This window comes from Cyclobacterium roseum (assembly GCF_010119225.1).
Taxonomy (GTDB): Bacteria; Bacteroidota; Bacteroidia; order Cytophagales; family Cyclobacteriaceae; genus Cyclobacterium; species Cyclobacterium roseum.
The window spans coordinates 23,708-37,320 of record NZ_WNKF01000007.1 but is presented as its reverse complement, the minus strand read 5'-3'; the positions used below and the strand labels follow the sequence as shown (position 1 = coordinate 37,320).

14 protein-coding genes are annotated in these 13,613 nt (G+C 44.2%); all 14 read right to left on the bottom strand.

The features are described 5' to 3' along the window. Positions 1-123: 123 nt before the first annotated feature. Complete coding sequence (gene pfkA / locus GJQ68_RS11540) at positions 124-1,116, bottom strand: 6-phosphofructokinase (protein ID WP_162417447.1); 993 nt, start codon at positions 1,114-1,116, stop codon at positions 124-126. A 22-nt stretch (positions 1,117-1,138) separates the two neighbouring features. Continuing rightward, complete coding sequence (locus tag GJQ68_RS11535) at positions 1,139-1,498, bottom strand: methylglyoxal synthase (protein WP_162340663.1); 360 nt, start codon at positions 1,496-1,498, stop codon at positions 1,139-1,141. 113 nt (positions 1,499-1,611) lie between these two features. Continuing rightward, the gene (locus GJQ68_RS11530) at positions 1,612-1,902 is read right to left on the bottom strand and encodes a hypothetical protein (RefSeq protein ID WP_162417446.1); all 291 of its coding nucleotides are present in this window, start codon (positions 1,900-1,902) and stop codon (positions 1,612-1,614) included. Between the two features lie 278 nt (positions 1,903-2,180). Then, entirely contained in the window at positions 2,181-3,155 is a 975-nt protein-coding gene (locus GJQ68_RS11525; RefSeq protein WP_162417445.1) for a polysaccharide deacetylase family protein, read from the bottom strand. Beyond that, positions 3,152-4,318 (bottom strand): hypothetical protein, encoded by a 1,167-nt coding sequence (locus GJQ68_RS11520; protein ID WP_162417444.1) that lies wholly within the window; start codon positions 4,316-4,318, stop codon positions 3,152-3,154. Before GJQ68_RS11520 ends, GJQ68_RS11525 begins: the two co-directional genes overlap by 4 nt. A gap of 5 nt (positions 4,319-4,323) precedes the next feature. After that, positions 4,324-5,508 carry a glycosyltransferase family protein gene (locus tag GJQ68_RS11515; protein WP_162417443.1) on the bottom strand — a complete coding sequence of 395 codons (1,185 nt, stop codon included), beginning with the start codon at positions 5,506-5,508 and terminating at the stop codon, positions 4,324-4,326. A gap of 54 nt (positions 5,509-5,562) precedes the next feature. Next, positions 5,563-6,642: a glycosyltransferase family 4 protein gene (locus GJQ68_RS11510; RefSeq protein ID WP_162417442.1), complete on the bottom strand. Its 1,080-nt coding sequence runs from the start codon at positions 6,640-6,642 to the stop codon at positions 5,563-5,565. A 9-nt stretch (positions 6,643-6,651) separates the two neighbouring features. Then, positions 6,652-7,833 (bottom strand): hypothetical protein, encoded by a 1,182-nt coding sequence (locus GJQ68_RS11505; RefSeq protein ID WP_162417441.1) that lies wholly within the window; start codon positions 7,831-7,833, stop codon positions 6,652-6,654. 111 nt (positions 7,834-7,944) lie between these two features. Beyond that, the gene (locus GJQ68_RS11500) at positions 7,945-9,072 is read right to left on the bottom strand and encodes a glycosyltransferase (protein WP_162417440.1); all 1,128 of its coding nucleotides are present in this window, start codon (positions 9,070-9,072) and stop codon (positions 7,945-7,947) included. Next, positions 9,069-10,160 carry a glycosyltransferase gene (locus tag GJQ68_RS11495; RefSeq protein ID WP_162417439.1) on the bottom strand — a complete coding sequence of 364 codons (1,092 nt, stop codon included), beginning with the start codon at positions 10,158-10,160 and terminating at the stop codon, positions 9,069-9,071. Before GJQ68_RS11495 ends, GJQ68_RS11500 begins: the two co-directional genes overlap by 4 nt. A gap of 1 nt (position 10,161) precedes the next feature. After that, on the bottom strand, positions 10,162-11,100 hold the full coding sequence (locus GJQ68_RS11490) for a glycosyltransferase family A protein (protein ID WP_162417438.1): 939 nt from the start codon (positions 11,098-11,100) through the stop codon (positions 10,162-10,164). Positions 11,101-11,118: 18 nt separating this feature from the next. Next, positions 11,119-12,075: a glycosyltransferase family 2 protein gene (locus GJQ68_RS11485; RefSeq protein WP_162417437.1), complete on the bottom strand. Its 957-nt coding sequence runs from the start codon at positions 12,073-12,075 to the stop codon at positions 11,119-11,121. Further along, on the bottom strand, positions 12,072-12,731 hold the full coding sequence (locus GJQ68_RS11480; protein ID WP_162417436.1) for a class I SAM-dependent methyltransferase: 660 nt from the start codon (positions 12,729-12,731) through the stop codon (positions 12,072-12,074). The genes GJQ68_RS11485 and GJQ68_RS11480 overlap by 4 nt, the downstream gene beginning before the upstream one ends. Positions 12,732-12,734: 3 nt before the next feature. After that, positions 12,735-13,610 (bottom strand): glycosyltransferase family 2 protein, encoded by an 876-nt coding sequence (locus GJQ68_RS11475; RefSeq protein ID WP_162417435.1) that lies wholly within the window; start codon positions 13,608-13,610, stop codon positions 12,735-12,737. Positions 13,611-13,613: the final 3 nt, after the last annotated feature.

Below are 13,613 nucleotides of genomic sequence, written 5' to 3'. Positions count from 1 at the left end.
ATTAATGAGAAATTAACGAGAATCCCCCCTAAAAAAATCCAAAACCAAGTTGACCGGGAAGGAAGAGATCCGACCCGGGGTTTTGGGGCTTGCTAACTTATCAAAATGGCAATTACTATCCGATCAAGTAGATAGGATCCCGGCAATCCGCAAATCCTCCTCGTCTACTTTTTTATCATCGACGATGGCCCGTTTGATGGGCGTAAACACGATTTTGTTATTGATGATTCCTACCATCACATCGTACTTACCATGGAGCAGGCCTTCCACTGCCGATACTCCCAATTTACTGGCCAGGATGCGATCAAAGGAAGAGGGGGCTCCTCCCCGCTGCAAATGGCCCAATATGGTCACCTTGATATCGTAACTGGGAAGGATTTTTTTTACTTTCAGCGATATTTCCTGGGCCCCGCCACTTTTACCACCTTCGGCAACGATCACCACATTACTTTCTTTTTTAGCTTTTTCCCTGAATTTGAGGCGGTCGATCAATTTTTCAACCGGAAATTTTTTCTCCGGGATCAGAATGGCAGCGGCAGCACTTCCGATACCCGCATTAATCGCAATAAAGCCTGCATCCCGACCCATTACTTCCACAAAAAACAGTCGATCATGGGAAGTGGCCGTATCACGGATTTTATCGATGGCTTCAATGGCCGTATTGCAGGCCGTGTCGAACCCAATGGTAAGGTCCGTACCAAAGAGGTCGTTATCAATGGTTCCCGGCAAACCTACCGCCGGTATGCCAAATTCTTTGTAAAACAGGTGTGCACCGGTCAGCGAACCGTCTCCCCCGATCACCACCAGGGCATCGATTCCATGACTTTTTAGATTTTCATAGGCCTTTTTCCTACCTTCGGCAGTTTTAAACTCCTCACTTCTGGCAGATTTCAGGAAGGTTCCGCCCCTTTCCAGTACATGGGCGATCGAATGGCTGTCGAGCTTTCGGATATCGTTATGGATCATTCCTTCGTATCCCCGGTATATTCCGAAAACCTCCAGCTTATAATAAAAACCGGCACGGACCACGGCACGAATGGCCGCATTCATTCCCGGCGCATCACCGCCAGAAGTAAGTACGCCAATTTTCTTAATGGATATAGGTTGGTCTAGCATGTAGTTGTTTGAGTCGTTTTTCTTATTTCAAATGTTGGAACATCAATTCGGCTGCTGCCAAATTGGTGGCAAGAGGCACATTATGCACATCACAGATCCGCATCAGCATTTGCACATCCGGTTCATGGGGATGTTTGCCCAGCGGGTCTCTGAAAAAGATCACCATGTCCAGTTCCTTCTGCGCCACCATGGCCCCAATTTGAGCATCCCCGCCCAATGGCCCGGATAACAATTTCTCCACCTCAAACCCCGCTTTTTCGATATGAGTTCCGGTGGTACCCGTAGCCACCAGAATAACACCTTCTAGTTCTTTTCGGGACCCGCTAAGGAAATGAACCATATCTGCTTTTTTCCCATCATGGGCTATCAATGCTACCTTCATGTCTCTTTTATGTTGAAACGAATAATGTATCTAGTTAATCAAAAACGCCCGGGAATTGGACCCCTTGCGGGAACCAAAAATTTCAGTTCGAAAGGTAAAATAGGTTACCTTTATTATTGGGTTAAAAAATAACGGGCCAATTGCTCCCATTCTTCCTCCAGGCTGTTGGAAGCAGGATTTTTCCCCGCCCGACGGTACCAATAACCGGCATTGGAAAGGTCTCCTTCCTTGCGATGCAAATAGGCATGTAGTGAGGCGGCATCTTCGCCCCCCAGGGAATCAATCAATCCGTGGGCACGGTCCCAATCTCCCTTCTTATCCAACCACAGCGATTGCAAATATACAGATAAACCCGATGGAGGGGTATCCATTTGGATGCTATTTTTAAAATCTGACAGGTTCATTGGTGAAGTTAATTTAAGCAAAGGCAAAATAAACACATAAACACCAAGCCGACAACTATTCAGGTTTTTTTATGCAGCTAAAGTTAGGTAGCCTGCGGTAGATTGGCCGCTGCCTGGCAAAGGAGTGCCTTTCAACCCCGTGCCTGCATGCGTAAACGGGAATGGAAAATAGCGTTTCGCCCGCTATTGGAAATTACGGTACGTTTTTGGGGAAGGTATTTCCCGGGAAGGATTCGGGGAAAGGTAGGAATCTAAGGGACAGAAGGAAGGGGCCGGGATCAATCCCGTCCAGGAGGAAGCTGATCTTCGGCATAACCGCTAATGGAATAGCTCTGCATGCCATACAACTCCCGACATCTTAAAAAATGATCCAGAATGATTTTTACTTCCTGAAGGCTTTGCTCGGGATATTGGCCGTGGTTGTGTGGGTGCCACCATAGATGGTACACTTCTCCCTTCTGGGCAGCCGTTTCCATTTCTGCTTTTACCCGGTTGATTTTCAGTCGGTTTAGCCAGGAGAGCCGCTGCTGATAGGGCCTGAAAAAGCGAGATGCCGGAACCAAACTGGGAAATCCGGGACTCGGATTAGCTGGCTGAAAGGAGGTCCGACTGCCAAGAGGCCAAAGGGAATCTGCGGCCCGGATTCCATTTTTAAACCAACCTTCCTTTTCCGGATCTTGCCAAAACCAATCGCCGGGATTGGTTCGTACCGCACAAAAGTCAAGTGCTCCGGCAATCTGCAAGGCTTCCGTATGGTACTGGTTGCGGGGAAAGACCAGGGAACGAAGTGCAGTACCGAATTTTTCTTCTGCAATGTGTCGGGCGGCAAGCAAATCAGCCCGAAACTCCCCCGCCAGTTGACCGGGTACCCGGGTATAGTAATGGGCAAAGGTATGACTTCCCAGCTCTTGGCCGGGTGTCCGGATAATTTCCCGGACCAGATCCGGAGCAAACAGACAGTGGTGGTCTGCCCGGGTATTCTTAAGCCAGTCATAGGCCGAATACTCCGGACTGCTGAACCCTGGCTTGAGCGCCGGACTAAACCATTCCCATTCCTCCAAGTTCTCGGCCATCAACATGCCCACCGTCGCCCAGGTAACTTCCAGCTTGTAGTCCGCAAACAACGCCAGCAATTTTGGAACAACCTCCCTCGCCTTGTGGTAATAAGCCTCGTTACCCTTCAAAGGCGTTTTATCAAACCGGCCCCAATGGAGTTCGAAATCCAGGGATATGATAAAGCCGCCTTTATTCATCGGAGCCTGGATTTACCTTGGGTCATGCACTCGTAAAAAAAACAACTCATAAAAACCGTGTAGATACTTTTCATTCGCATGATTACCCCCAGGTTATTAAGAGCCAGGGCAAATAATATTGAAAGTAAAATTCCATAGGAAAAGACTATGCGATAGGAATACGGAATGCTGCGCTTCATTCCTCTTTTAAGTAGTGCCAGGCTTCCGGCTACTAACAGGAGGAAAAAAAGGCTGTTTTCCAGGGAAGCTGCCAAGGGCCAAAAACCCTCCGCTTCCCAGGGATAGGGTCTGAAAAAAACGGCGGCTAATTTTTCAGGAAATGAATAATCGGCCATGGGCAGGCGGCTATTCCCGCCAAAGGAATCGAGGTAGCGGTGTTGCCAATCCAGCAGCTCCCCTATCCATCCGAAGTGAAAGCCATATTCCAGCGAACCCAAGATCCACCGGTAGCCCAATATCCCAACGATCAAGGCTGCCCCCAGGGGAATGACCCACCTTCGGTAATTTCGAAGGCTCGGTAGAAAGGGAAGTATACCTGCCACCGACAGGGTCAATATAAGCCCTTGAATCGGTCGGACCATTAATGAAAGTAACAATCCCAAAAGCAAATAGCCCCATCCTGCGGGGAAATTTTGCGTTCCCACCATGACTAGTACCAGGCCTAGCCATAGAAACGCCTCCTTGCCAACACCAGCCGTCCAGAAATGAACATTGGGCAAAAACACCAACAGGAAGCCTCCGATGATAACCGGGGAAGCATCCAAAGGCTGCAGCCGCTTTCCCATCCACTCCAACAGGGGCACAAACCCGAAAAAGGAGAGCGTCGCATAGCCCACCGTTCCCGTCAGAAAATGCAGCCCCAGCCAATGGGAAAAGGGGAAATTAACCCATTGAATAAATGCCGTGCCAACCCCCCAGTGGGCCATCCAGCTATCTGCTTCTCCAACCGGGATGCTTTGCAGGTTCCAGTACCGCAGGCTGTCCCCCCCGTGGTGGAGTAGGTAGCGGTAAAACAGGTACCCCATTCCCAGGTGATACACCCACAGGGCATAGAGAAAAGCCCTTTGCCGCCGTGTATAATGCTTGTTCTTTGATCGAATGCCAATCCAACGGTAAACCAGGCCTATGAGTAGAAATATAAAGAAAAAATCCTTTGGGCTCATTAACTCTACACCTTTTCCAGTGCCCGGATATAGCCCGCTACGCTTTGCTCCAGACCAAAATACCGTTCTCCTAATTTTCGAATATCTGCTTTTGCCAGTTTTCTAGTGCTTTCCAGCCAATCGGTGAATTCCCCGGGATTTGCCCGGTAAACAAAACAGGCCGGCTCTGTTGCCAACTGATCGGAAAGATCGCCTATCCCAGGCGAAAGCAATACCGGCAAACCAGCGAGTAAGTATTCGCCGATTTTGATAGGTGCCAGGCCTGACAGGCTGGGAGCTGCTTTTCGCAGGCTGATGCCCAAATCTGCTGCCGCATAATAGTCCGGAATGCATTCGAAGGGAACCGTTTTTACCATAACCCGTTTCTTAAGGGGTTCCGGAATCTTGTCCTTCAGGAAATCCTTGTTGCGTACCAAAAATAAAAACCGGCTATCGGGATTTTTTTGATAAGCGAGCCAAAAGAGCTGAAGCATTTCGGGGACCAGGTATTGTGGCCCCAAACTGCCCGAGTACAACCATAGGCAGGTGCTTTCCGAAATTCCCAATTCATTACGAATGGCGGTTCGCCCTGCAGCATCCGGCTTAAAGATTTCCGGATCCCGACCGTTGATCACCGGATAAAATTTTTCCACCTGCCGAATACCCGTACGCTCCTGGTGGACAACGATTGCTTTTTCAGAGCGGGTCAGGACGCGCTGGGCGTTCTGAACCATCCGCCGCTCCACCTGCCGGAGCCAGCGATGGTAAAAACCGTTGGGGTTTAGTCCTGCAAAATCTACCCGCTCCTGAATCGGAAAACCATCCGCGTCAAATACGACGGAAATGGAACGCTTTTTTAGCCAGGCTCCCAGTCTCAACACCATCCAGGCAGGCAGCGTGGACCGGGGCATCAGGCAGGCTATTTCGTTTTTTTCAAGGTGTTTTTTGATTTCCCTACTGCCACGCATCAGCGTCCAAAGGGAGCCCAGGGCGGCATTGGGCCGGTGTGAGACCGAAAAATGAAAATAGCCAATGCCTGCTTTTTCAGCCAGCAGGCGGAGGCGTTCCACCTCTTGTGGTGCCGCCCAGGAAAACTGCATGATTTGAAAACGGTAGCTTGTTTTTTTCTGTATTCCATCGAAAATGGGGATAAACAGGTTTTCCAGGTAGTTGGTCTGATCGGAATCCCAGGAGATAAAAAGGATATTCATAGAAAAGAGCGGCCTGACTCCGACTGGTTTTCTAAGCTATAGCCAGGCAATGTTTCAAGCATTTTCAGGCCTTTCACTTTCAAGGGTTTTCAGCAGATGCTGCATTTTTTCAAAATTCTGTTGCAGGGTATACTTTTCCATGACCAGTTGGTGCCCCATTTCCCCAAAGGCCTTTCTAAGTGTCCAGTCCTGAATCAATTGGCTAAGCGCAGCGACCCATTCGGCATCGGTTTGGGCCAGGAAGCCATTCACGCCATGCCTCACCACCTCTTTATTCATTCCCACCGGAGAGGCCACCACGGGCAGTCCGCAGGCCATGTATTGGATAAGCTTGTAGGAACATTTGCCCCTTTCCCAGGGATTGTCCGGCAAGGGCATGATGCCGATATCCATTTGCAGCAAGGCCTGGGCTTCTCCTTCCTCGGTCCAGGGGATGGTTTGTAGTTTTCCGCTATAGGCAGGTCGTTTTCTCCCATTAATAAGGAGCAAGGTTATATCCAATTCCTGGCTCAGACTTTCCAATACCGGGAGCAGGGCATCCAGGTATTTAAGCGTGCTGGGAGAACCAATCCAGCCGATGGTGACGGCAGCGGTTTCCCGATGTTCTTTCGTTTGATAACGTCTCGGATCAATCACGGTAGGAATCCGGATTACCTTTTTCGCACCGGCAAACCGGGCCCGCTGCATCAGGTAGTCATTGCCTGCAGTGACGACAGCAGCCCATTTCATTACCCGGTCAATTTTTTTTGGTATCAGGCGAGAGGCTAGCCCGTATTTCCCCAAGTCGTAATTGTGAAATACCGCATCATCATAATCCACCCAATACCCTTTAAGCCTGGAAAGCAGCCATTCGGGAAAGGCCGGAAGGTAGGGAAACAATTCCTTTTCGATACAAACCAGGTCGTAGCTTCCGGCTGTCATCAAGACTTTAAACCTGCGCCAGTAGCAAGCTAGGACATGCAGGTATGGCGGTCTTTTATTGGAATAGATAGCATCGAGATAAGCAGAAGTAAAAAATGGGGAGACCGTAACCTTTACTCCGGCGGCGTCCCATAGGGGCAAAAATTGATAGGTTCTTAAGCGGCTGCTGGCCCCTTTCCTGGGATATTTGGGAAGGAAAAGGATTTTTTTCATAGAGACACCTCAATCATTTTGGGACAGTGCCTTTTTCTGCTCAATAATTGCCTGCCTGCGCTCGAAAAACCGCTTTCTGTCCATGGCCCGCAGATAGCGTTGCTTTTTGTTGTATACAATCAGGTAAAAGCAAAATAACATAAAGTAGATCATGGTCATGTTTTTCATGCGCATCACGACCCCCAGGTTACTTAAGGCATTCATAAAGGCGAGGGTTACCGGAATAAACGTAATAATTCCTGCCTTCAAAAACAGCGGCATGTCTCGGATGGCCTCAGGTTTCCAATTTTGGTAGATAAATAGGCTTAACCAGAGGTAAAGGGCATTTTCAACAGAACTGAATAAGGCCACAAAGTTGTGTGCATCCAAAAATAAAGGCCTAAACAAATAGGTAAACGCCTTCATTGGTAAGGAATAGGAGGATATATCCACTGCTGATCCCACATTACCCCTGCTTAGATTCCGGGCCGTTGTCACACTCATTTCAGTCAGACTTTCCAGACTCAACTTTTCTACTTTCAAAAATTCAGCTGTACTTCCTAATAGATAAAATGTCCCTGCTGCAGCAATCAACCCTAACACCACCTTATATTGAATTCTCATGTGACTACCAAGCAAAATGGCTATTGCGGCACCGCCAATCAAGGCCTGCCCCATATGAGGTCTTGCCATATATACAAAAAACAAGGCGATTAATGCTTCCCACCAACGAGACTGGTATTTTTGCAAGGCAAAGAGAAACCAGGCAATACCCCAAAAACAGATCGCATCCTTTCCTACCCCTGCGGTCCAGAAATGGAGGTTCAAAAAATAAAAAACATATGGAAACAAAGGGATATTGAGCACTTTGTGGTTGGTTGGAAAGTATTCCGCTACCATCACAAAAATATACCTGATACCTATAAAGCCTAAAAACCCGAATAATATATTTCCAGTAATGTAATTAAGCCCAATCACTTTGGCTGGGACATAACATAACCACAAAATAAAAGTAGTACTTGTACCAAAATATTTCATCCAGTTGGGGTCTCTAACCAAGACCTGCTGCATTCCCAATCGCCAATACCCTTGGGAATCCCCCCCAAAATTCAAAATATACCAGGTAAAAAAAACACTGAAGAAAAGATGGTAAAACAACAAATAATGGAGGTGGACTTCATACTTATAGGGCAATCGAAACTTTCTCGCCATCGTGGAATTTGAATTCACCAAGGCAATCAATCCAGCTACTATTAAAATGATGTCTAACAAAATACCTTAAAATAAATCAAAATCCCGGAAGGGATTTTCAATAATATGATCCTAATGCAGAAAGCCTTTCTTTTTTAAAAGGGTGATATACAGATTTTCAACTTCCAGGCAATAGCGATCTGCTGTGAATTTTTCTTTTGCCCTGACATAACCAGCTTCTCCAAAGGTTACCCTGAGATGTGAATCTTGGACTAACTCATCAATCTTATCTGCGAGATCCTTATGTGATTTGGGTTTCACCAAATAACCGGTTTTACCATCAATCACAATATCTTTTAACCCCCCTACTGCCGTGGCAATTACGGGTAATTTATGTAACATCGCCTCTACTGCTACCAATCCAAAGCCTTCTCGACTCGAAGGAATACAAAAAATATCCATTAATTGATAAAATAAATCGGGTTTAGAATGGTAGCCTAAAAAAACCACCGTTTTTTCAAGATTTAAATTTTCGACTTGTTTTTCCAATACTTCCCTGTCTTTTCCTTCTCCTACAATTAGCAATTTTACATTTGGTATATTGAGAAGATAGATGGCATCTATTAAATCCGATACTCGTTTGTGATCATCATATAGCCTTCCAACAAAACCAATGATTACATCGTCTGGCGCAAGGGAAAGCGAAAACCTGGTCTTTCGGAGCACTTCTTCACTAACGAATGAAGGCATGGGTAATCCATTGGGAATCACATAAACTAAATTGAGATCTATTTTTGTGACGTTCTTTAGGTATTCTCCCACATCATGGGAAATCGCTTGAAATGCATCTGCAAATTTGGCGTATTGCCGCAAGAGCCAATTTGCCTTTCCTGACCGGTTTTGTGGATCAGATGTCTCTTCTAAAATAATCACCGGATCCTTCCCGAAAAAACCACCTACGGTAGCCATGGTCATTCCCTCAAATACGGCTCCGTGAATAATATCTGGTTTGTATTTTTTAACTATCTGGACGACTTTACGTAGTTTTCTGAACTCGAATGGAGACTTAAATGAGCCTATAGCGATCACTTCTACCTCTTCACTATTTAAAGCTTCTGCAACTGGTCCTCCTTGCCATGTACAAATAATTTTATGGTCAAACCTATTTTTATCTAAGCCTTTTATTAAGGTAAGCAAGGTCTGTTCAACCCCTCCGGACGCAATGGTTTCCAGGCAATGTAGTACCCGAATCTTTCTCAACCCGGAAACTGGTAAATTTGAAGAAGGTGATTGAGGTAGCTTTGTACTGAAAATCTTTGGGCCTCGATTTTTGCCCGTTGCCCCAGCTCAATCTTTTCCGATTCAGAAAAATTCAGAAAATAGTTCATGGCATCTAAAATAGAACTGGATTTGCGTGGATTAATCAAAACACCGGATTGACTGCTACCCAGAATTTCAGGGGCACCACCGACTTCTGTGACAATGGAAGGTAAACCGGAAACCATCGCCTCCACCAAGGATACCGAAGACCCCTCGCTAAACGAGGGTAACACAAAATAATCTGCCTGCTTCAGAACGCTATATACATCCTCCTGGAAGCCAAAAAATTTAACCTTGTCGTTTATTTCCAAATCAAATGCCAATTGTTCTAAATGCTGCCTCTCAGGACCATCTCCAACAATCCATAGTTCAACCAATTTTTGAGGATTATCATTAACCAATTTAGAGAATACCTTTAATAGGGTATCCAGATTCTTTATTTTAACAAGCCTTCCCGTCGTTACATATACTGTCGGATGCATTGCATTTTCATTCTTTGGAGCTTCCAAACGGTCTCTTTTTACCTCGCTCACTGGATTATAAACGACCTGCACCTTTTCTTCGTGAACTTCTCCCATTCCAACCATCGCAGATTTTACAGCCTCCGAAATGCCAATTATGACATGGGCTTTTGAATACACCCATTTAAAAATATATTTCCAATAAGAATGGTGGTTAGGAATGCCTATCTCCTCACCTACAATTCGTTTAGTTCCTGCCCAGCTAGCCGCCAGAATTCCGTGAAAATTTGCTTCAGCCCCCTGACTATGTACCACCTCAGGATTGGACTCAAGGAAAATCTGCTTAAGCTTCAAAATTAAACCCATATTGGGAATACGTGGGTTTTGATTCAAAACGTTGACTTTTATCCCCTGCTGAATTAATTCCTGCGCTACCTTCCCTCCTTTGCCCAACACGATAATGGAAATATCCATCTCTTTGTTCCCTGCGATTTCGGGAACAGAATTGGCAAGCACTTGTTCCACTCCGCCAAAATCCAGTTCAGATACTACCCTGATAACCTTCATATCAGGAATAGACGTACCGAAAACAAAACTTCATGTAGATTCTAAATAAGGTAGATAAGCGATTGCTGGAAAAAACAGCCTTTAAAACCCTAACAGGCATAGAATAAATTAAATGAATTAAAAAATACCTCCTTGGAATTCGGGAAAGAACTTCCTCAATTCGAGTATCATTGCTGAGATAATGCTGATACAAATTCAAATAGACCCATTTGCTCTGAAACTTAATAAATGTCTTTGGTGAACAAGTGGAATCAGCTATTGAATTCATATAATAATTTTTGTTCAACACTTTTGGAATCAGCGTCTGATCTAAAGGATAGAATTTACCAGTTGCACGCAATGAATCCTCCTGGCTATAATACACCAGGGTATTTTCGATATAAATCCCATCTCCAAAAAATAAAGATGCCCTCAACCAAACATCTATATCTTCGCCCAGTTTTAAATTTGAATCAAAACCAGGTTGATTTTCGAAAAATTCTTTTTTGACACAGGTTGCTGAAGTGAAGAACCTTGTGTTGTGAACGGCCTCTTTAAAATAATTTTCCAGCCTGAAATAGGTAAGCCTGGGCTTCTTTTCCAATTGAAAAGAATCATAATGACAACCAATAATCCCAACATTAGGATTTTCTTCAATCACCATTGCGACAAATCCCAAATAATCAGGGTGCCAGTAGTCGTCTGCATCCAAAAAAGCGATATAGGCAAATTTTGCCACTTGGATTCCCTTATTTCTTGCCAGGGAAACCCCTTGATTATCCTGCCGAATCAACTTTACCCTTTCCTTATACTGCTCCTCTACCAAATCTCCTCCTCCATCTGTGGATCCATCATCCACCACAATCACTTCAAATTCTTTGAAACGCTGTTCAAAAACAGAATCCAGCGCCCTGCAAAAAAATTTCTTTTTATTAAAGAGTGGAATGACAATGGAAAACAAACAGAGATTGATTTAAAATTAATTGATCAAGCGCTTAAGTTTTAATGCTATTTCAAATCCCAGATACTTGGACATAAACTGGAATTTTGGGCCACCAATGAGTACTCGTTGCTTTACTCCAAGTAGCTGTATCCTGTTTTTTGCTTCTGACAATAAGAGTGGGTATTCAGGGAAAGTGTCATACAAGAATTTCAGATAAACCTTTTTTAGTGCCATTCGCACCCGGTGCGAGTCTTCAACGGCCAAAACAATCTTCTCATAACTAATATATGAGTCCAGCAAAGAGCGAGCAGCTTTGGCTGACCTTTGCTGACTGACATTTTCCTGACCGGGTTGTCTGTAAAATACTTTTCCTACTGGTTCATACACCACTTCACCTGCATGAGCCAAAACCCTGCAAAAAAACTCTCCGTCCTGATTGATAACCAAAGACTCATCCCAAGGACCAGCTTTTTCTATAAGATGCCTGTGCGTTAACCAAGATGAGATAGCCATCATTTCCTGATGATTCCAAAAACGTAATAGAGCGGCTAACCCAGAATCAAAATCCCTAAAAATATTGTATGGGACCAAACTAGTTTCTTCGATCGATTTTTTAAAGTTTTTCCACTCACAGGAGGCCATCACTTCATAACCATAGCCTTGAAGCAAATTAAGCTGCCGCTCAATTTTATCGCGGGAAAGAATATCATCTGCATCCAGAAATTGGATGTACTCCCCTTTGGCCGCTTTAATTCCCAAATTGGTAGCTGCAGATACACCTCGGTTTTCCGAGCCAATCAGTTTGATCCGATCAGGAAATCGTACGGCATATTCCTTCAAAATTCTCAAAGAATCATCAGTGCTTCCGTCATTTACAGTAATTATTTCAATGTGAGGATAAGTCTGTTTCAACGCCGAATCTAACGATTCCCGTACGAATGAGGCTTTATTATATACTGGGATAATAATGGAAACCAGCGGTTTCACACTCATGAAATTTGTCTAATGGCAAAACTAGGAGAAATGCTCCTTTCCATAGTTAGGTAAAGTATTTCCCAATCATGCTCTACACAAAATTCATACACTGCTTCTATCACTCCATACTTCCAAGGTACTTCGATTTCCCCCACAATAAAATCGTGCCCGGCAATGATTCCTCCCTCTTTTATTTTATTTTTATACTGCTCAAGTTCTAGCTTGGTTGTCTTGTAGGTATGGACCGTATCAATATAAATCCAATCGAAATACCGATCTGGAAATTGATCCACTACATCAGTGGATAAACCCTTATTGATCACTACTTTTCCTTTTTTAATTTCTGTTTGGAATTTCTGGCTTACTTCATAAAAAAGCTTTTTGGGATATCGCTCGCTTTGCCAAACATCTACAAGATGTAATGTATCAGGAAGATTGACATCTAAAATCATCCTACTGAAATCCCCTTGATTAACTCCCAATTCAGCTACTACTCCGTTTTGAGGAAGAAGTGCTAATAGCTGTTCTCTAGAGGATAGCAATTTCCCGTTTTCCAAGTATTTGTATCCTATTTCGGGAACAGGCATCTCTTCAAATTTGGGTTTAGGGATCAGGCTGTGTTTCCGCGTATAATAATTATAAAAATTTGTTTTTAGGGCTTGTAGCAATCTCATATTTTACCTTTTCGTCTCTCCTCCGTTGACCAAATTAAAATATTCTTGGACAGCTCCTTTGTTTACGGAATGACATACCCTTAGGATGGCCATTGATTCTTTCGGTGAGATAGTAAATAATTTTTTTATGGCAAATCGGTAACGCCTCACAACGAAATCTAGAAAGAACCTACGGAATGCTGCTTTCTTTCCTTTAAACCTTCTGGTATAGGCACCTCCTAAGAGTCTTTGATATTTATTGACCAATTCCTCAGTGTAGTACCTTGCAGGATGCCAGACCAGGATGTTTTCGCGGTAAACGATTTCATATTTTTGACTAATTTTACCGGACAGTTCGGAATCCCCGTTAGATTTCAGTTTTTCATTAAAACATCCAAATTCCTCCAAAACCGATTTATAAGAAAACCAATTGGCTGTGATGGCATTTCCTTCTTTGGCATAGGCTTCCGTTGTGAATCCCGTATATTTTTCATAAACCTCAGCATCAGTCAAACACTTTGGGTCTTTAAAAAACAAAGGAATTGGCCCAGTCAAAATACCCATTTCTTTTTTTAAATCTTGGGCGAATATTTCCCAGGCATTTTTTAACCAGTCCTTGTCGGGTAGGCAATCAGAATCTGTAAATGCAATAATTTTTCCTCTGGCTTCAGCAATACCCTTATTCCTTGCCGCATAGGAACCAGGTCTTTTCTCTTCATGTAATTGCAGCGGGTAGCCTAGCGAAAAATCATTTGGCAAAACCAATGGTATTTCAGGGTCATTGTTAACCACAACTGCTTCCCAATTTTTCTTGTCTAATAATTGGTCCTCCAAAGACTCTAATAAACGGATTAATCTCTCAAAATCGTTGTAATATGGAATTACAATTGAAATAGTCACTCT

Coding starts and splice junctions, on each gene's coding strand:
- pfkA (WP_162417447.1), bottom strand. CDS start 1,116: ATGCTAGACCAACCTATATCCATTAAGAAAATTGGCGTACTTACTTCT.
- GJQ68_RS11535 (WP_162340663.1), bottom strand. CDS start 1,498: ATGAAGGTAGCATTGATAGCCCATGATGGGAAAAAAGCAGATATGGTT.
- GJQ68_RS11530 (WP_162417446.1), bottom strand. CDS start 1,902: ATGAACCTGTCAGATTTTAAAAATAGCATCCAAATGGATACCCCTCCA.
- GJQ68_RS11525 (WP_162417445.1), bottom strand. CDS start 3,155: ATGAATAAAGGCGGCTTTATCATATCCCTGGATTTCGAACTCCATTGG.
- GJQ68_RS11520 (WP_162417444.1), bottom strand. CDS start 4,318: ATGAGCCCAAAGGATTTTTTCTTTATATTTCTACTCATAGGCCTGGTT.
- GJQ68_RS11515 (WP_162417443.1), bottom strand. CDS start 5,508: ATGAATATCCTTTTTATCTCCTGGGATTCCGATCAGACCAACTACCTG.
- GJQ68_RS11510 (WP_162417442.1), bottom strand. CDS start 6,642: ATGAAAAAAATCCTTTTCCTTCCCAAATATCCCAGGAAAGGGGCCAGC.
- GJQ68_RS11505 (WP_162417441.1), bottom strand. CDS start 7,833: ATGGCGAGAAAGTTTCGATTGCCCTATAAGTATGAAGTCCACCTCCAT.
- GJQ68_RS11495 (WP_162417439.1), bottom strand. CDS start 10,160: ATGAAGGTTATCAGGGTAGTATCTGAACTGGATTTTGGCGGAGTGGAA.
- GJQ68_RS11485 (WP_162417437.1), bottom strand. CDS start 12,075: ATGAGTGTGAAACCGCTGGTTTCCATTATTATCCCAGTATATAATAAA.
- GJQ68_RS11480 (WP_162417436.1), bottom strand. CDS start 12,731: ATGAGATTGCTACAAGCCCTAAAAACAAATTTTTATAATTATTATACG.